The sequence below is a fragment of the Flavobacterium suaedae genome, assembly GCF_014642915.1.
GTDB classification, from domain to species: domain Bacteria; phylum Bacteroidota; class Bacteroidia; order Flavobacteriales; family Flavobacteriaceae; genus Flavobacterium; species Flavobacterium suaedae.
In genome coordinates this window covers 31,288-49,741 of the sequence record NZ_BMJE01000001.1, presented here as the reverse complement: position 1 = coordinate 49,741, position 18,454 = coordinate 31,288, and the positions used below count along the sequence as shown (strand labels likewise).

General features: G+C 43.8%; 18 protein-coding genes. 11 read left to right on the top strand and 7 right to left on the bottom strand.

Going from position 1 to position 18,454, the window contains the following annotated elements:
• Positions 1 to 9: 9 nt before the first annotated feature.
• The 3 genes from mobC to IEW45_RS00180 all read left to right on the top strand — a co-directional run bounded on the left by mobC (position 10) and on the right by IEW45_RS00180 (position 3,236).
• A complete protein-coding gene (mobC, locus tag IEW45_RS00190) occupies positions 10 to 1,992 on the top strand; it encodes a conjugal transfer protein MobC (protein ID WP_188619203.1) in 1,983 nt (660 codons plus the stop codon).
• Positions 1,993 to 2,097: 105 nt separating this feature from the next.
• Positions 2,098 to 2,595 carry a helix-turn-helix transcriptional regulator gene (locus IEW45_RS00185; protein ID WP_188619202.1) on the top strand — a complete coding sequence of 166 codons (498 nt, stop codon included), beginning with the start codon at positions 2,098 to 2,100 and terminating at the stop codon, positions 2,593 to 2,595.
• Positions 2,577 to 3,236 carry a nucleotidyl transferase AbiEii/AbiGii toxin family protein gene (locus tag IEW45_RS00180; protein ID WP_229665857.1) on the top strand — a complete coding sequence of 220 codons (660 nt, stop codon included), beginning with the start codon at positions 2,577 to 2,579 and terminating at the stop codon, positions 3,234 to 3,236. The genes IEW45_RS00185 and IEW45_RS00180 overlap by 19 nt, the downstream gene beginning before the upstream one ends.
• Before the next feature lie 36 nt (positions 3,237 to 3,272).
• Here the strand turns inward: IEW45_RS00180 and IEW45_RS00175 are convergent, their stop codons facing one another.
• Both IEW45_RS00175 and IEW45_RS00170 read right to left on the bottom strand, forming a co-directional pair.
• Positions 3,273 to 3,530 carry a hypothetical protein gene (locus tag IEW45_RS00175; RefSeq protein WP_188619201.1) on the bottom strand — a complete coding sequence of 86 codons (258 nt, stop codon included), beginning with the start codon at positions 3,528 to 3,530 and terminating at the stop codon, positions 3,273 to 3,275.
• Positions 3,531 to 3,559: 29 nt separating this feature from the next.
• Complete coding sequence (locus IEW45_RS00170; RefSeq protein ID WP_188619200.1) at positions 3,560 to 4,327, bottom strand: XRE family transcriptional regulator; 768 nt, start codon at positions 4,325 to 4,327, stop codon at positions 3,560 to 3,562.
• An 87-nt stretch (positions 4,328 to 4,414) separates the two neighbouring features.
• Here IEW45_RS00170 and dinB point away from each other — a divergent pair, with 87 nt between their 5' ends.
• The 6 genes from dinB (at position 4,415) to IEW45_RS00140 (ending at position 14,295) form a co-directional block, all read left to right on the top strand.
• Entirely contained in the window at positions 4,415 to 5,572 is a 1,158-nt protein-coding gene (dinB, locus tag IEW45_RS00165) for a DNA polymerase IV (RefSeq protein WP_188619199.1), read from the top strand.
• A gap of 19 nt (positions 5,573 to 5,591) precedes the next feature.
• Positions 5,592 to 8,672 (top strand): DNA polymerase III subunit alpha, encoded by a 3,081-nt coding sequence (locus IEW45_RS00160; RefSeq protein ID WP_188619198.1) that lies wholly within the window; start codon positions 5,592 to 5,594, stop codon positions 8,670 to 8,672.
• Between the two features lie 5 nt (positions 8,673 to 8,677).
• Positions 8,678 to 10,060, top strand: a complete 1,383-nt coding sequence (locus IEW45_RS00155) for an exonuclease domain-containing protein (protein WP_188619197.1) — start codon at positions 8,678 to 8,680, stop codon at positions 10,058 to 10,060.
• Between the two features lie 3 nt (positions 10,061 to 10,063).
• Positions 10,064 to 10,729, top strand: coding sequence for an alpha-ketoglutarate-dependent dioxygenase AlkB family protein (locus IEW45_RS00150; RefSeq protein ID WP_308421018.1), 666 nt, complete (start codon positions 10,064 to 10,066; stop codon positions 10,727 to 10,729).
• A gap of 73 nt (positions 10,730 to 10,802) precedes the next feature.
• Positions 10,803 to 12,896, top strand: coding sequence for an McrB family protein (locus IEW45_RS00145; RefSeq protein WP_188619196.1), 2,094 nt, complete (start codon positions 10,803 to 10,805; stop codon positions 12,894 to 12,896).
• 1 nt (position 12,897) lies between these two features.
• Positions 12,898 to 14,295, top strand: a complete 1,398-nt coding sequence (locus IEW45_RS00140) for a 5-methylcytosine restriction system specificity protein McrC (RefSeq protein ID WP_188619195.1) — start codon at positions 12,898 to 12,900, stop codon at positions 14,293 to 14,295.
• An 86-nt stretch (positions 14,296 to 14,381) separates the two neighbouring features.
• On the opposite strand, the gene IEW45_RS00135 is transcribed toward IEW45_RS00140, so the two are convergent.
• The 5 genes from IEW45_RS00135 to IEW45_RS00115 are packed head-to-tail and all read right to left on the bottom strand — an operon-like array spanning position 14,382 to position 17,311.
• On the bottom strand, positions 14,382 to 14,711 hold the full coding sequence (locus tag IEW45_RS00135; RefSeq protein ID WP_188619194.1) for a hypothetical protein: 330 nt from the start codon (positions 14,709 to 14,711) through the stop codon (positions 14,382 to 14,384).
• Positions 14,712 to 14,728: 17 nt separating this feature from the next.
• Positions 14,729 to 15,151 carry a type II CBASS E2 protein gene (locus IEW45_RS00130; RefSeq protein WP_188619193.1) on the bottom strand — a complete coding sequence of 141 codons (423 nt, stop codon included), beginning with the start codon at positions 15,149 to 15,151 and terminating at the stop codon, positions 14,729 to 14,731.
• Positions 15,151 to 16,281, bottom strand: a complete 1,131-nt coding sequence (locus IEW45_RS00125) for a nucleotidyltransferase domain-containing protein (protein ID WP_188619192.1) — start codon at positions 16,279 to 16,281, stop codon at positions 15,151 to 15,153. Before IEW45_RS00125 ends, IEW45_RS00130 begins: the two co-directional genes overlap by 1 nt.
• The gene (locus tag IEW45_RS00120; RefSeq protein ID WP_188619191.1) at positions 16,278 to 17,084 is read right to left on the bottom strand and encodes an SMODS-associated NUDIX domain-containing protein; all 807 of its coding nucleotides are present in this window, start codon (positions 17,082 to 17,084) and stop codon (positions 16,278 to 16,280) included. The genes IEW45_RS00125 and IEW45_RS00120 overlap by 4 nt, the downstream gene beginning before the upstream one ends.
• Before the next feature lie 2 nt (positions 17,085 to 17,086).
• Positions 17,087 to 17,311 carry a DUF2188 domain-containing protein gene (locus IEW45_RS00115; RefSeq protein ID WP_188619190.1) on the bottom strand — a complete coding sequence of 75 codons (225 nt, stop codon included), beginning with the start codon at positions 17,309 to 17,311 and terminating at the stop codon, positions 17,087 to 17,089.
• A 135-nt stretch (positions 17,312 to 17,446) separates the two neighbouring features.
• Between IEW45_RS00115 and IEW45_RS00110 the strand changes: the two genes are divergently transcribed.
• Both IEW45_RS00110 and IEW45_RS00105 read left to right on the top strand, forming a co-directional pair.
• Entirely contained in the window at positions 17,447 to 17,782 is a 336-nt protein-coding gene (locus tag IEW45_RS00110) for a helix-turn-helix domain-containing protein (RefSeq protein WP_188619189.1), read from the top strand.
• A 12-nt stretch (positions 17,783 to 17,794) separates the two neighbouring features.
• Positions 17,795 to 18,370 (top strand): ImmA/IrrE family metallo-endopeptidase, encoded by a 576-nt coding sequence (locus IEW45_RS00105; RefSeq protein WP_188619188.1) that lies wholly within the window; start codon positions 17,795 to 17,797, stop codon positions 18,368 to 18,370.
• Positions 18,371 to 18,454 lie beyond the last annotated feature (84 nt).

The window sequence follows — 18,454 nt, the reverse complement described above, 5'->3', positions numbered from 1 at the left end:
ACTGACGCTATGAATACAGGAGAGAATGAACAGGCATTGCGCAAGATTTTGGACATGACCCGGCTGATCAGCCTGGTACTGCTTTTTTTGCATTTCTATTACGAGTGTTATGGCTTTTTCAGCCACTTCGGGCTGCATAGTGAATTCACCGACCGGATACTGGGCAATATCCGTGCTACAGGATTGTACGGATGGTTTCACAAACCCAAACTGATTGCCCTGGGCTTTTTATGCATATCCCTTCTGGGGGCGAAAGGCCGAAAGGACGAGAAGCTGAAAGCAAAGGAGGCGCTCTGGCGTATCGGTATCGGATTGGGAGTTTATTTTGGTGCTGTGATAGTGATGGTTTTGAGTTTGGGAATCGTTGCTAAGTCTTTGCTGTATATGGTGGTCTGTACCCTTGGTTTTCTGCTGGTGTTATCGGGGGGCATGCGGCTCTCGCGCATTATCACCCGCAGGCTGGATGGCAGGGACATCTTCAACGCCCTGAACGAGACCTTCCCCCAGGAAGAGCGGCTGCTGGAGAACGAATATTCGGTTAACCTTCCCTCCCGCTACCGCCTCAAGGACAAGGTACGCGAAAGCTGGATCAACATCATCAACCCCTTCCGGGCACTGATGGTACTCGGGACACCTGGCTCGGGCAAATCCTATTTTGTCATCCGCCATGTCATTACCCAGCACATTGCCAAGGGTTTCACCATGTTCGTGTATGATTTCAAATTCGACGACCTCTCGCGCATCGCCTATAATGCCTGGCTCAGGAACAGGAACAAATACACGGTTCCTGCCAATTTCTATGTGATCAATTTCGATGACCTGAGCCGCTCCCATCGCTGTAATCCACTGGAACCCTCCTCCATGACCGATATTACCGATGCGGCGGAATCGGCGCGTACCATCCTGATGGGCTTGAACCGGGAATGGATCAAAAAGCAGGGTGATTTTTTTGTGGAGTCACCCATTAATTTTCTTACCGCTGTTATCTGGTATCTGCGTAAATATAAAGACGGGCAGTTCTGTACCCTGCCCCATGTCATCGAACTGATGCAGGTGGACTACGACAGCCTTTTTACCCTGCTGCGTACCGAAAAGGAAATTGAGGTGCTGATCAATCCCTTTGTGAACGCCTACTTAAATGATGTTATGGAGCAGCTGGAGGGGCAGATTGCATCGGCTAAGATTGCCCTGGCAAGGTTGTCTTCGCCACAGCTGTATTATGTACTTTCTGGCAATGATTTTCTGTTGGACATCAACAATCCCGACGACCCTAAGATTGTCTGTATGGGCAACAACCCGCAGAAAATACAGATTTATGGGGCAGTACTTTCCCTGTACGTAACACGTCTGGTAAAACAGGTCAATAAAAAGGGCAAACTCAAAAGCAGTTTGGTATTCGATGAGTTCCCCACCATCTACCTCAATAATATGGACAGCCTGATTGCCACCGCGCGGAGCAACAAGGTGGCGACCTGCCTCGGCATACAGGATTTCAGCCAACTCCGTAAGGACTACGGGCGCGAGCAGGCGGATGTAATCATGAACATCACAGGAAACATCATCTCCGGGCAGGTCACCGGGGATACCGCCAAGCAGCTCTCCGAGCGTTTTGGCAAGATCATGCAGGACCGCGAGAGCCTGTCCATCAACAGCAACGATACCTCCATCAGCCGATCCAAACAGCTGGAAGCCGCCATACCACCTTCGAAGATTGCCGCGCTGAGCTCCGGGGAGTTTGTGGGGATTGTAGCCGATAATCCCCTGAATAAGATTGAACTCAAGGCTTTTCATTGTGAGATACTCAACGACCATGAAGCGATCAAAAAAGAGGAAGCGGGTTATGAGGAAATCAAACCGGTACGCAAGATCGACCCGCTGATGGTACAGCGGAACTATATGCAGGTAAAACAGGATGTGCAGGACATCATCCAGTCGGAAATGGAACGCCTATTGGCCGACCCTGCCCTGTACTACCTGGTGATCCGTAAATAATTTATGTATGTGTATTATTAATCTATTTTTTTTATAGCAATGAACGTAAAAAGCTTAACATCGAAACAAATTGTATTTGTAAGCAAAAATGCTTACATTTGTGATATGGAAAAGCGATTTGAAAAATACCGGGGCATCCATCCGGGCATTATACTGGAGCGGGAACTCAGAAATAGAAACCTCGCCCAACGTCCGTTTGCCTTATCGGTAGGGCTGGCCCGACAATCGTTTAACCAGATCATCAAGGGCAAAAGAAGCCTGCCGCTGCCTGCCGCACTCAGGATTGACCATGAACTAAATATAGAGGAAGGTACCCTGGCACTGTTGCAGACGTACTATGAGATTGAAAAAGAAAAAAGAAAACTGCTACAGGAAAACAGGCCTAATATGCAACTGCTTCGTAAAAGCCTTTTTTGGGATACCGACAGTGAGACTATCGACTGGACAAGACAGGCGCGTGCGGTAATCCTGCGCGTATTCGAAAGGGGAAACTTTACCGAGAAAAAAGAAATCCTGCGCTTTTACGGAGCGGAGAAAACAAGGCAGGTACTCAGGGATAACAATAACGCTGCCGGCGCAGTTCAATGGAACAAGGCCGTATGATACACTGGAATACAGTAAGCGAATCATTGCGTGAGGCACTGCTCCTGCTGATGCAGTCCGATGCACTAAAGGAGTTCCGCCTGGTGGGCGGTACCGCGCTCAGCCTGCAACTGGGGCACCGCATATCGGTGGACATCGACCTTTTCACCGATGCGGACTACGGTTCGGTTGATTTTCGGGCGATAGAATCTTTTTTGGAAGCCACCTTTCCCTATCTGGACAAAGGCTTCGGTACGGCCATCGGTATGGGAAAATCCTATCTTATCGGTAGGGATAAAGAGAATGCTGTGAAGCTGGACCTGTACTATACCGATCCCTTTATCACACCACCCCTTGAGATAGAGGATTTACGTATGGCCACACCCGAAGAAATCATTGCCATGAAAATGGACATTGTACAGCGCGGCGGCAGGAAAAAGGACTTCTGGGACCTGCACGAGCTTTTAAGTTCGTATCCGGTTTCCCAAATGATAGCGCTCCATGAAAAACGTTATCCCTACACACACGAGAGGGAACGTATTGTAGCTAATTTTACAGATTTTTCCTTGGCCGATGATGATTTTGACCCGGTAAGCCTGAAAGGTTATTACTGGGAACTCATCAAGGAAGACCTGGAGCAGGCGGTCGGTGATTTGGACTGAAAATAGGATTAGTCGATTTATTCTTTAGAGTGTACTTTAATTTTCTACCAACATGACAATATCAGAAAGATTCCCTTCCTGAATACAGCCGGCTATATAGTCGGCTGCTTCTTTTTTACGTGCGGTCTCCACGGTAAAATGATGTATATAATACTCCTGCTCATCATCATCATCATCAAAATAGATGATATCGGTAAAGTTGCGGGCAATCAGGCTACCCTTCAGCCGGATGATTATCTTTTCGGTGGCAGGGTCAAGTTCTTTCCTTATCCTCAGGCAGATGGTCGTGTTCATGGGGTATGCTAATTTGGATAACAGTTTGATTATTGCCTGTAATGCTTCAGGGCTTTTACTTCTTCACGGATGCCGTAAAGCAGCTCACGGATACTCTGCGGGTCGAGATTCTCGGGTTCTGCCTCCTTGGTGGCAATGCTGCAGGCATATTCCCAGATCTCCAATACATCGGAGGCTTTGATGGCATAGGGTGCATAAAAACTGTTGTCCGATACCAGCATTAGGCTGTTCCTGCCGTTTTTGTTCAGCCGCTTGTAGACGATACCGTCCTCCTTGGTCAGCAGGATATAGGTCTTGCCGTCCCGTACCTCTCCCAGGTTTTCCACATACCTTCCTACGATAAAAGACCCGTCCCTGTGGGGTGGCATAGAATCCCCCGATACGGGAAAGGCCCTGAACTTACCGTTGGTCAGGAACGGCAGGGAGACCTGCTGCAGGCCTTCGATAAACTCGGGGTCGCTGTAACCGTTCAGGTAACCGGCCCTGGCCTTATGGGGAATGACCTCAATAGTGTTCTCCCCTTCCCTGTCTACAGTAATGGGTAAAAGGATACGATTGTCCTCCAACTGCATCAGCCCGTCCATATCTATTTTTCGAATATCGGCCGTCAAAAGCAGGTCAATACTCACATGGTAATAATGTGAGATTTTGATCAGTATCTCAAAGGGCGGCTGGGACTTGCCTTCCTCGTATTTGGCAAGCCTGTCACGCGTTATGGCAAGGTTTTCTGCCACGATCGCCTGGGAAACCTCTTTTTTCGTCCTGAGGTGCCTGATGTTGTCGGAAAATAAAGACATAGTGTTTTTGGGATTATTTATCGCAACAAATATAAAACATTTTGGGAATATCTGTCCTAATTTTGTTCAGTACAAATATGAATAGTTATGATGCGATCGATTGTACATATGGATCTCGATACTTTTTTTGTCTCCTGTGTAAGGCTGCAGAACAGTGATTTAGAAGGAATTCCTCTCATTGTGGGCGGTGGTGACCGTGGTGTGGTGGCTTCCTGTTCCTATGAGGCCCGCCGCTTTGGCGTTCACTCAGCCATGCCGATAAAGATGGCACTCCGCCTCTGTCCCGAGGCACGTATTGTCAAGGGGGATATGGAACTTTTCTCACGATATTCGCATACTGTTTCCCAGATCATCGAGGAAAAGGCGCCCGTGATGGAAAAAGCCTCCATCGATGAGTTTTACTTAGACATTACCGGTATGGACCGTTTTCACGGTTCCTACAAATGGACCCATGAACTCTCCTCACTGGTCACCCGTGAGACTGGGCTGCCCATCAGTTTTGCCCTGTCGGTCAACAAGACCGTTTCCAAGATCGGTACCGGGGAAGGCAAGCCCAAAGGCAACCTGGAAATACCTCAGGCGATGGTTCAGCCGTTCCTGAACCCTTTATCCATACGAAAGATTCCCATGGTGGGCAATGCCACCTTTACCCTGCTCTCCCGTATCGGTATCCGTAGTATCGGTACTCTGGCCGAAATGCCGGCAAAGGTGCTGCAGGAAATGATCGGGCTCAACGGGCTGGAACTCTGGAAAAAGGCCAACGGTATTGACAATACCCCGGTCGAACCCTATCGCGAGCGTAAATCCCTTTCCACCGAAGACACCTTTCATCAGGATACCACCGATATGGTATTCCTGCGCGCGGTACTATCGGGTATGGTGGAAAAACTGGCCTACCAGCTGCGCAGTGAGGGCTGGCTAACCTCCAATGTGACGGTAAAGATCCGTTATTCCAATTTTGATACCGAAACCCGTCAGGTGACCCTAGCCTATACCTCGGCCGACCATACCTTGACCCGGGTCGTACTGGAGGCTTTTGAGAAGCTTTACCAACGCCGCATGAGCCTGCGCCTTGTGGGGGTACGTTTCGGCAGGCTGGTACGGGGCTCCTACCAGATCAACCTCTTTGAGGATACCCAGGAGATGATGTCACTCTACCAGGCAATGGATAAGATCAAGAACCGCTTTGGCGCCAACGCCGTGATGCGCTGTAGCGGGGCATTTGTTAAACCAAGAATGAATTAATTGATTTCTTAGTATTCGTATGTACCTAAACTGTCATTCCTTTCACTCTCTGCGCTACGGTACCATCCCGGTAACCGAACTGGTCGCCCTGGGCAAAAGCCTGGGGGTAACGACTATGGCGTTGACCGATGTCAACACGGTAACAGGCATCTATGAGTTTTACAGGCTTTGCAGGGATGCAGGTATCAAACCCCTTGTAGGAATGGAATTCCGTGAAGGGAATCAGCTATTGTATATCGCACTGGCTAAAAACCGTGCGGGTATAGCGGAGATCAACCGCCACCGTACCGATCATAATCTGCAGGGTACTCCCGTGCCTGCTCTGGCTCCTGATTTTAAGGAGGTAGTGGTTGTTTATCCGATGGATAAGGCGCCGGATACGCTGCGGGAGTTCGAGTACATCGGAGTCCGCAGTGAAGAGTTATCATTACTGATACAATCGCGTTGGAAAGGTAGGCTTGACCGTATGGTCGTATGGCAGCCGGTTACCTTCCGCGACAAAACTGAGTACAACCTGCATCGTATCCTGCGGGCCATTGACCTAAATACCCTGGGCAGCAAACTCAAGCCTTCGGATTATTGCGGGCCGGAGGAGCGGATGCTGTCACCGGAAGAGATTATGGTGCGCTTTAGTCAATATCCCCAATTATTGGAGAATACCTTTGCCCTGATCCGGCAATGTGATTTTCAGTATGAATTTGGGGTACCCCGCAACAAAAAACACTACACCGGGGCGCGGGAAACCGACCGGAAACTACTCACCAGTTTGGCCGGGCAGGGATTGGTACGAAGATATGGGAGTAATAATGAGGCTGCCCGCCTGCGCGTGGAAAAAGAGCTGAAGGTTATTGATGAGTTGGGCTTCAGCGGCTATTTCCTGATTACCTGGGATATTGTCCGCTACAGCAACTCCATGGGCTTTCTGCATATCGGGCGCGGCAGCGGAGCCAACAGTATCATTGCCTACTGCCTGGGCATTACCGATATCTGCCCGCTCGAGCTGGACCTGTATTTTGAGCGGTTTTTGAACCTCAACCGTAAAAGTCCGCCGGATTTTGACATCGACTGGTCCTGGAAGGAGCGCGATGTGATACTGGAATATATCTTCCGACGTTACGGGGCGGATCATGTGGCTTTCTGCGGTACTAATGTAGAGTTCAAGTACAAATCTATATTCCGGGAGGTGGGTAAGGTATTCGGACTCCCGAAAGAAGAACTGGATGCCCTGTCGGGTACTTCGATGGACCGGCACGATACCAATGAGGTGGTAAAGCTGGTACACCGTTACGGAATGCTGTTGGAGAAATACCCCAACCAGCGCTCGATGCATTCCTGCGGGATACTGATATCGGAAGACCCCATTACCGATTTTACGGCACTGGAGCTGCCACCCAAGGGCTTTCCTATAGTGCAGTTCGACATGCATGTGGCTGAGGAGATCGGTTTTGACAAGTTCGATATCCTCTCCCAGCGGGGCATTGGGCATATTGACGAATCGGTACGGCTCATTAAAAAGAACCGCGGGATTACCGTGGATATACGCGATACCTCCCTTTCCAAGGATGAAACGATCTGTAATACGTATTTGGGACAGGGAAAGACCATCGGCTGCTTTTATATTGAAAGCCCTGCCATGCGGGGGCTGCTCCGCCGACTAAAGTGTGATAATTATAAGACACTGGTGGCAGCCTCTTCCATCATACGCCCGGGTGTGGCCCAAAGCGGAATGATGAAGGAATATATTTTCCGACACAACCATCCCGATAAGTTCGAGTACTTCCATCCGGTATTTGAAGAGCAGTTAGGTGAAACCTACGGCATTATGGTCTACCAGGAGGATGTAATCAAGATCGCCCTGCACTACGGGGGGCTGGCTGCAGCCGACGGGGACATCCTGCGCCGTGCTATGAGCGGTAAGGGGCGTTCGAAAGCGGCGCTGCAACGCGTAAAGGACAATTTTTTTGCTTCCTGTGCCGCCAAAGGCCATCCCGAGGAGCTGAGTGCAGAGATTTACCGCCAGATCGAGTCCTTTGCCGGGTATTCCTTCTGTAAGGCGCATTCGGCCTCCTATGCCGTGGAAAGCTATCAGAGCCTGTACCTGAAGGTACACTACCCCATCGAGTTTATGGTGGCGGTCATCAACAACCAGGGCGGTTTCTACCGCACCGAGGTGTATGTACATGAGGCGAGGATGTCCGGGGCGGTTATCCATACCCCCTGCATCAACAAAAGCGAAGTAGAGACGACCCTGTACGGAAAAGATATTTATCTGGGCTTTATGCACCTGCAGGGGCTTCAGTGGGAGATTGCCCGTTGTATTGTATCCGAACGTATTGAAAATGGAGACTATAGTTCGTTAGAGGATTTCATTAACCGGGTGCCTATAGGGATTGAAGGCCTGCAGCTGCTGATCTATATCGGAGCCTTCCGCTGCACGGGGAAGAATAAGAACGAACTTTTGGTTACCGCCCGGCGTATCATGATGCATTTTAAGCCGGTGCAGCGCCAGCCGCAATTGCTTCCTGAGCCGGTGCAGCAGTACAGGCTCCCCGAACTGAAACGCTCCCCTTTTGAGGATGCCTTTGACGAGATTGAATTGCTGGGCTTCCCTGTATCTGTTACCCCATTCAACCTTTTGAAAACCGGCTACCGTGGGGACGTCATGGCACGGGATTTGGTGCAGTACCATAAAAGACAGGTGAAGATGCTGGCCTATCTGGTCTCGCGTAAGCATGTACCCACCAAGATGGGAGCCATGTATTTCGGGACATGGATCGATGCCAACGGGGAATTCTTTGATACCGCCCATTTTACAGGCAGCCTGAAGCAGTACCCCTTTAAGGGCGGTGGCTGTTACCTGCTCTTAGGTACCGTGGAGGTGGACTACCACTTCCCTACCATCACCATATCCAAAATGGAGAAGCTGCCTTTCATTGCCGATCCGCGTTACAGGGAAACCGAAGAGGAAAGTACCCGTACGGCGCAGCGATTGCGGGAAGATGTTTCGATGACCCATCGTACGCCTTACCCGCAGGAGCAGGAAATCGGCCTGCCAAGGCATAAGATGAATACAGTAACAACCCAGAAAAAGACAGGATAAGCAGAATGAGAAAGAACGAGTACGCTATAGTAGATATCGAGACCACGGGAGGTAATGCCTCGAGGAGCCGCATTACGGAAATCTGCATCATTATCCATGACGGGATAAAGGTGATTGACCGATGGGAAACCCTGGTGAATCCGCAAAAGGAAATACCCCTGCCCATTTTTGCCCTGACCGGGATCAATAACGAGATGGTAGCCGGAGCGCCCATCTTTGATGACATAGCCGAAAAGGTACTGGAGCTGCTGGAAGGCCGGATATTTGTGGCACATAATGTGAATTTCGATCATTCCTTTGTAAAGCATGAATTGGAGCATGCCGGGCTGAAATGGACCACCCGCAAGCTGTGCACCGTGAGGGCTGCCCGTAAGGTACGGCCGGGATTGCCTTCCTACAGCCTGGGCAACCTGTGCCGCACACTGGATATCCCCCTTACACGCGCCCACCGTGCCGGAGGGGATGCCGATGCCACAGCCATCCTGCTCTCCCGATTACTGTTATGGGATGAGGCCGGGGAAATAGCAAAGATGATCAAACGCAACTCCCACGACCAGAACCTCCCTCCCCACCTGCCCCAGTCCGAATTCGAGCAGTTGCCCGAAAAGCCAGGGGTGTACTATTTCTATAACCAGGTGGGGAAAGTGGTCTATGTCGGGAAGGCCAAAAACATCAAGAAACGGGTGGCACAGCATTTCTCAGGGCATAAGATCACACCCCAGCGCCAGAACTTTATGCGTGATATCCACTCCATCTCCCATGAGGTCTGCGGGACCGAGTTTATGGCACTGCTATTGGAATGCTGTGAGATCAGAAAGCTCTGGCCCCTGCACAACAGGGCACTAAAGAAGTTCGAGCCGAAGTTCGGGCTGTACCACTACCAGGCGCGAAGCGGGTATCAATACCTTGGCATCGGGAAGCTGGCCAAAGGCCAGGCTTGTGTGGAACATTTCTTTTCCCTGCACGAGGGGGTGAACCTATTGCTTTCCCTGGCTGGGGAATTCAGTATCGACCATCGGTTCTGTCATTACGGGGTTCAGGATGCAGGGGACTTCATTATTAAAAGCAATACATCCAATCTGCCCGATATAAAACAGCACAATGCTAAGGTGGAGAAGGCTATGGAACATATTACCAGTAACAGGTCAAGTTTCGGAATTGTGGATAAGGGGCGATCTGTTGAAGAACGCAGCTGCATCTGGGTGGAAAACGGGCATTTCTACGGTATGGGTTATATGCCGTCGGATGTGGGGATTACCGAAGCTTTACAAATAAAAGACTATGTAACGCCTCATCACAGCAACCGCTATATCATGCAGCTCATTACGGGTTACGCAGAGAAACATCCCGGTAGAGTATTGCGGGCTGAAGTGCCTGCCGAAGAATAAAGTGTGGGAGGAAAAGAAGAAAATACGACAGTAGAAAGGATAAAAATTATGATGACACTTTTTGACGATACGGAATTGTTTACCACAGGGAATTCACCAAAACGCTATTACGACCTGCCGGATATGGAGCTGATGCAGTATGACGGTTTTGTTCCGAAAGCGGAAGCGGATGTTTTTTATGAAAAATTACTCCATAACACACCATGGCGGGAATATCAGATGCCCATGTATGATAAGATCGTTACCGCTCCACGCATGATTGCCTGGTATGGCGAACCCGAAGAGGCCGGTGAGGGTTCTCTGCCCTGGACTCCGGAGCTTCTTCTACTTCGAAAAAAGGTGGAGAAGGAAACCGGGCTGTCCTTTAATGCGGTATTATTGAACCTGTATCGTAACGGCAGTGACAGTGTGGCCTGGCATTCGGATAAGGAGCACCGCATCGGGAGTAATCCCAATATTGCTTCAGTGACCTTCGGGCAGACAAGGCCCTTCAGGTTCCGGCATAAGACCGATAAATCCATTCCACAGGTTGAGATACCCCTGCATCACGGTACATTGCTTTTGATGTCAGGAACTACCAATACGTATTGGGAACACCATATACCGAAATCGGCTAAAGAAATGCTGCCAAGGATTAATTTGACTTTTAGACTAGTTAAATCTCTATGACATCTATAAAAAAATTCCTCAAGCTTAAATAATTGATGTATTTTCGTGCAAATCCTAGATTCAACAAACCCGTATGAATTATTGGCACCTACAAATGCATCCCGATGAAAGACTAAGTGAGCAAACCATTATAGAAATACTTAGAAAAAAGAAAATTATTGGTATGGGTAGCTCATGGAACAACAAACATGGTAACCCAGTAGATGACCCTCGTCATTTTAAAGATAGTGTGGCAATAGGAGATATCGTCATGGTACGGGATGGAACAAATCCTGTTGCATTAGTCCGTGTCGTTGGCAAATCTTATATCGACAACAATATCAACCCAAAATTTGACTGGTTTGATTTAAGGAGAGAAATCGAAATACTTGGGTTATTTGAATCGGAGGATAAAATCCTTCTTGACAATATTTTAAATAAATATAATAGCAATCACATACAGGCTCCTGGCACTCTTACATTTTGCAACAATGACAATGCAACAAATCATTTTATAGTAAAATGGCACAGGGCCATACAATATCGTAATCTTATGAACAACATTAAACTCTCTACAACACGTAAAGATCAGATAAAAGCTCTTTGGGATAATTTCAAAGCTGGTATTACTCCTGAACAGAGAACCCTATATCAAGATGGAATTAATAAGACTTTGGGTGACTGGGAATTATATAAGCAAAAGGTTACGAATGGCACACTAAGCCTCGATGAATACACTAATGTACTAAAAAACACTAGTGCTACCTTGCCAGGTGGATATCTTTGTAATTTTCTTGAGCGGACTACCAGTAGTGTGCTTGGATCTTCTAAACCAGGAAATGCTGAAAATTTTGGAGTAAAACTTAATGCAGATGGTACTTACTACGTAAAGAAACAGTCGGCAAATGCATCAAAAATTGATGCGGAACAATTCTTTAATAAAAATATTAAGGAAATTCTAAACAAAATTGTACTTGAAAAAGATCCAATTAAAAAGGCTGAACTCGTTGATTCGTCTTCATATAGCGCCAAACAAATCCTGATGAAGATGGCGGTATTAGACAACCTCTCAGATTTCTTATTTATCTACTCGGGTGATGTTATTGGTAAATTATATGAAGATTTCATTGATGGTACAACAGAGACAACTTTTTCAAGAAGCCACGAACTTTGCAAAGTCTTACTATCTATTTTAGACATTGACCCTACAGATACACTTGAACTTGTGCTACTCTCTCGTTTTATTTGGAAGTATACAAAGGCTCAAGCCATAGCTGACAGTAATAGTCCAAACGTTATTTTGTATGGACCGCCGGGTACCGGGAAAACCTACTCCGTTTTAAATGATATTGAATTTGTTTGCCTCGGAGATACGACAAGATATGAATTACTGCAGTTTCATCCTTCATTCACCTATGAGGATTTTATTGAAGGTGTTAAACCAAAAGGAGTTACAAAAGACGGAACAATTAGATTTGAGTTAGTTAACGGAATATTTAAAAATTTCTGCATTAAAGCCAAACTAAATCCTGATAAGGAATACTATTTCATCGTCGATGAAATAAATCGTGCTAATCTCTCCGCAGTTTTTGGAGAAACATTATCGTTGATGGAGAAAGGATACAGGCATGAAACCGGAAGTAATAAGAACTTAATCCGTACTCAATACTCTTCATTAGTAGATAGCCTTATAGCAGAAGACATAAATAATTTTGGTCATCTGGCATATGAAATTGATAATGGTATTTCGAAATTTGGTATTCCAAGCAATTTGTATTTTATCGGAATGATGAATGACGTAGATAAAAGTATCGACACTTTTGATCTGGCATTGCGCAGGAGATTCAAATGGCTCCGAAAAGATTGCGACTACGACGTTTTGGACGAAGAAACGCTATTCAACGGAAAGGACAACTTCGAAAATATCGCTGACTACATACTATCATGCAGAAACCTTAACAATTATATTAGCAGTGACTTAGGTCTCGGAAGGTCTTTTGAATTTGGTCACGCCTTTTTCATGAAAATAGGAGATATTGCAAAGAAAAAAAATATTACTCCTGGTAATAAAGACGTCCTATTTAATTTATACTTAAGACCAACACTAAGGGAATACCTCAGGTCTGTTTATCCGGAAAACGAAATCGACGAAAAATTACAATATGCCTTAAATCTATTTAGAGCTTAACATGCAAATCACGGTTCCTGTCAATCATAATTTTCATGAGGAGTCTCCTATAAAGGAGTCAGCCCTAACTGATGCATTTCATGCCTGTACAGATCAGTTAAAATGCCTAAAGGAAATTTTTTCTTCAGTTAACGAATTAAATACAGGAAATCCTGACCTTAAAAAAGTTAAGATAGTAAGCCTCAAACAGGGCAGGCATTTTACCGCCGATAATAATCGTCTAATCCTTAAAATGTATAGTAAGGAAAAAAAAAGCACCAAAGAATATTATATCCAAACAGGTTTATATGCGGGTGTAATTTTCCATAAAGGGTGTAAGATAAATATTTCAAGCCGGTACGGTGATATATTACTTCACAGGATGCTAAATTTTGTATTAGATATTTTTATTGACTGCAACCCCGAGAAAGCCCAAAAACAAAATATTGAAAATCCTTACCTCCACATTATCAAATATTTATTCGTACAATCACTTGAGAAAGCAGCGATATTAGGTATCCCACAAGAATATAAAAGAGATATCCAACGAAGCAGTAAGCTTAGAGGTAACATCAATATAGCTGAATATATAAAAAGGGATATACCCTTCCAGGGAAAAATAACGTCTGTCTTTAATGAGCGTAAATATGTACAGGAAATTGTTGACGTACTGCACGTTGCAATCAAAAAGATTGAGAATTTTATGTCTTCTGAAGATCAAAAAAGGTTGCTTGGTATTATCCAGCTTTTACAGCAGGAATTTTCCGGATACTATCCTAGTCATCGAATCATAGAGAAAGCAAAAAACAATCCTTCATTTAACAATCCAATGTACGCAGGGTTTCGCAACGTATTAAGATATGCGGAGATTATTCTGCAGAATGATGGGCTGACTCAAAATAAACAAGATAATCAATTATCTACACATGGTTATTTATTTGATATTGCTGAATTATTTGAAATCTATCTGGAAAAATTATTATCTAGGGGATTAGAAAACTGGAATGTAACTGGACAAGAAAATTTGGCACTTTATCACAAGCAGTTTTACAGACGTTCCATGTTTCCCGATATTGTACTTAAGCATAAGGTAAATAATAAAATCGCGGTTTTTGATGTAAAATTTAAAAAAATGGAAATGGTGAATGCAGACGTTGATAGAAACGACCTGCACCAAATCCATTCTTACGCTGGCTTTTATAATACCAATCTCGTATTAGCCGGCTTACTATATCCTTTCACCAAAGAAGTAAATACTCATATCTCTCATTCTAAACATCTGTACGGAAATGAAGAACTCCCACCATCATTTATTATTGACGGAATTCATGTAAATGCCCTTCAAAATTTTAATAGTCTAAAACAAGCTGAGATTTCATTCATTGAAAGAATTAAGAGTTTACTTGCCATACATTGCTAATGGAAAAATCTGCATTAAAATCTCAAAGCTAATATTTTAGTAATATTTCTTAAGCAGTCAATTTTGCACTTTAAACCGGTAATCGTTTAATTTAAAGCCGTTAAGTATTTTTTTAAAAATGGTGAGTCCTTTTTGATTATGAAAGTCTTACCACGATAATTTAATGTTATTTCGTCTGCATTAAAACTATCTAGAGAAGCTTTTAAAGTTGTCCTGAGCGTTCTCTCACACGCCAAGAAAGCTACCTGAACGCCAATCACAATTGACTGAGTATCCAAGTTTGTGTTCGCTAATACATGCTCGCAACATTCTTCCAATATAGACCTGTGCAAAGGATGAATAGCTTCAATAGTTAACTGGTCAGTTACTAATTCGTAAAGTTGATTTGTTGTTAGCATTTCATTCTTATTTTTCAATAAATAATTTTAAAAAATTATATGTTTTCGATATGTATACCTCCTCCTTCCCAACGGTCTGTTATATGCCAAATTTCATAATAATAGAGCCACAAAGAAGTCCAGGGAATTATAGTATCAGTAATTAAATCGGTGCTCTTAAATTCTCTAAAGGCAGGCATGAAAAGACAAAGATATTTCTGGCCATACATGTGCGGTATGGCTTCATTTTTATGGTTCCTTACCAGCTTTGGAGATAGTACTCTGATCAAAGGCTGCTTTTTTTCATCTGTAAAAAATTTAACTTCCACAGTATATGTTTCGCTTCTTGGTGTTGGCTTTATTTCTCCAACAGCCTTAATGTAGTAACCCCCGAAGCTTACTTTCCACTCCTTAAACTTGACCATAACGGAAGCAGCCTGATCATTTAAGTTTCTGTTTTGTATGAGATAGCGAAGCATCAGTTCCCAAAGAAGGTGTTTGATCTGACTCCTGTACTGGCTGAACCTACCACGGCTGCCAGTGTGCCAGAATTTCTGTTTATACCTAACTGCTGCTCTCTTCGGGCAGTACTTATAACCTGTGACTGAGAAAGTTGTGCTCTCATATATAGTTCATCTCCGAATAAAGCTTTCAGTATCTTTGCCTCACTTATTAAGCCATTCTCTCTCTTAAGCTCCTGCCATTCATTGTAAAGATGTTCACTAAATTCTCTAAAAGCCTTATAATAGCGAGGATCTTCATCCCATTTGTCTGTAAAATCTTCCTCGGGGTTCACCGGATTCAATACTTTTATCCGTGTTGGTAGTTCATGCGTTTTAACCCTTATTCTGTTTATGATACTTTCTATGGCCAAAAAAATACTCTCCTCGCCCATGTAAAATTCTCCTGCTATCGTTGTCAAAATGATACTCGAGGTTTTGAATTCAGGTTTATTTTCAAAGTACAAGTCACGATATCTTTTAATCAATTGAACTGCACGCTGTAAAGGCTTTTTCGCATCATAATCATTTTCGGGAAGGTTCTCCGCCCTACGAGCTTTTTGCAATAAACTTGTCTTCACTAATTCTGCTCTGTTCATAAACCATTTCGCGTAACCTCTTGGATTACTACTTACCCAATAATTCCGAGACCTGTCCGGCACTCTTAGTTTATCAGGATCAAAACTATTTTCCTGAACGCCTGGAAGAATATCCATATGAAAATCTCCGGAGTAATTGAGGCGGATACATCTATTTTTAAGCTCCATCCTTTGCTTATATGCAGCGTGTTCACCTAGCCTTCGTTTAAGTTCTTGGTATATTTTCTCCGGCGTATGATTGGCCCAACTCGTTTTAATATGCAAAGCTAAGTCCAAATCAAATTCATCTTTACCTATAGGTTTAACCGTTGTACGTATTCGGACAGACCCATGAGGATAGAGTTCATATTCAAAAGGTTTAAAAAAGACTGTATCAGATTCAATCCATTTTTTGATCGCTTCATAATGCTGTATCATTAAATTATATCGGGTTTCATCCAGTTGCAGTGACTCTGCCATTCTATCCAGAAGATCATCCATCTGAACATACTTATCTTCAAAAATTTTCATTTTGGTAATATTTTAAATGTATGAGGTAATATTCTAATTCCATTACTTGCTGTACCTTTTTTAATTTCTTCAGCGGTAGCAAAAATTATTTCTTCATGTTTAGCTAAATCAAGAATCGCTTGCTTTTGTGCTTCTGATTCAATTCTAAGCTCAAATATGTCTGCATGCCTAAATTGATCAACAGGGTAATCATCGGTACGTAATATGCCCTCCTGATGCTTTCCTACGTAAGAATACTTAATATGAGGGAATAATTTCATCGGTAAGATGCCCGGCTGAATAAGCTCCTCACAAAACTCCCGAAAAGGGTCTATTTCCCTATCTTTTCTACTATCAAACCACTTTAAAAAATCAACAAGTTTCTTTCTTTTATTCATTATCAGTCGCATATCATTTTCAGTATCCTCATCTCTTACAATTTGATTACAGGGTAGTATTCCAAGTTCATCGAACCTTGCTCGGTTCTCTTCTTTAAAATATTTATAAGCTCCCCCTACAGGCTGATAGCCGATAAAATCATTCTTATGTCTTTTAATAAGTACATATTTGCCATTCGTTTCAATTCTAAAAAGATAGGCTACCGTAATCCGCACTGAAGCATTTGGTTTCCAAAATTTTGTTTTGATTAAACTCCATTTCTTTCTGTGCTCGTACAGAAATATTATTACTTCCAGCACTACAGCAATAACTAATCCTAAAGAAATCTTTAGGATGGTATCCTTGAGCTCTCCCTCATCAAGGAAAAAGCAGGATACCAGCCCTAAACCTCCAAGTGTAAAACTAACTTTACCTTTTGCACTCATACTTAACCTTTAGGAGGGTAATCATCATTTCCATAACTATTCCGCTCTCTGAATTGCCCATTTTGCCTATGGATAAACAATTCTGAGGATTGATTTATGGCAATTTCTCTCGCTATCTTAATCGCCTCTTTTTGTGTGGAAACAATACGCGTAGCTTTTTGATTTCCAGCTCCCTGTACCGCCCAGTTATCTCCTCGGGGAACTACATGTTGATTTTTTTTGCTCATAGTTCTAAAAATTAAAATTATTTATATTTTTGTTGCAGCAGTTAGACAAACACAACTATGCTGCAACACAAATTTATCTATATTTTAAATACGTTGCATATATGATACAGTGTAAAACACATAAAACTTATTAACATGCAATCAACACTAAATACAGCACTTCTAGCTGGAATGTTGAAAAGTAAGAGAGCCGGAAAAGGATTGAGGGCAGTTGCGGAAGAAATTGGAAACGTTAGTGCAGCAACCTTATCCAGAATTGAGCAGGGAAAAATTCCTGACGTTGACACTTTTATAAGTATATGCCGTTGGCTGGAAGTAACAACAGATACTTTCATAATTGGAGAGAGAAAAGATTCTCCAACCAGCAATAAGGATCAGGTAGTTGCCCATTTAAGAGCTGACAAAGAACTCTCACCTGACACTGTAAATATGCTCATCAAGATGATTAATATGGCATATGAAACTAAATAAAACCACCTTACATTGGCTACAAAGACAACGCTTAAAAGGGGGTTCAAAGCTAACGCCGAACGCCTCGCCAACCAATTTAGGGAACAAATGGGAATTCATCCTTGCAATCCTCTATGTGCATTCAAATTGGCTGAATATCTTAAAGTACCGATATATAATGCCTCAGAATTTTTAACTTCTAATGACGAGCATGAAAAACTTGCGGGAAGCGAATCTGATGCATCAGGGTGGAGTGCTCTTACTATGGTCACAAAGGAAGGAAACCAAATCATAATACATAATGATTTTCATAATCCACCACGACAACAAAGCAATATAATGCATGAAATAGCTCATATTGTCTGCAATCACAAAATTGAATCGGTCAATTATCCTTTCCCGATACCGTTAGGCATGAGAGACTTTAACAAAGAACAAGAAGATGAAGCCATTTATCTTGGTGCAACCCTACAACTTTCTAAACCATGTCTTCTATGGTCTATAAAAAAGAAGCTTTCCATCACTGCTATTTCTGAAGAATACAATGCAAGCGAAGAAATGGTAAGGTTCAGACTTAATATAACAGGCTTATCTCGAAGATTAAAATAATTATTTCAATTTCAAAATGTCTGAATATACACCAAATGAAATGAGATATATTTAAATTTTAAATAATCGCTATAGGTTACTTAA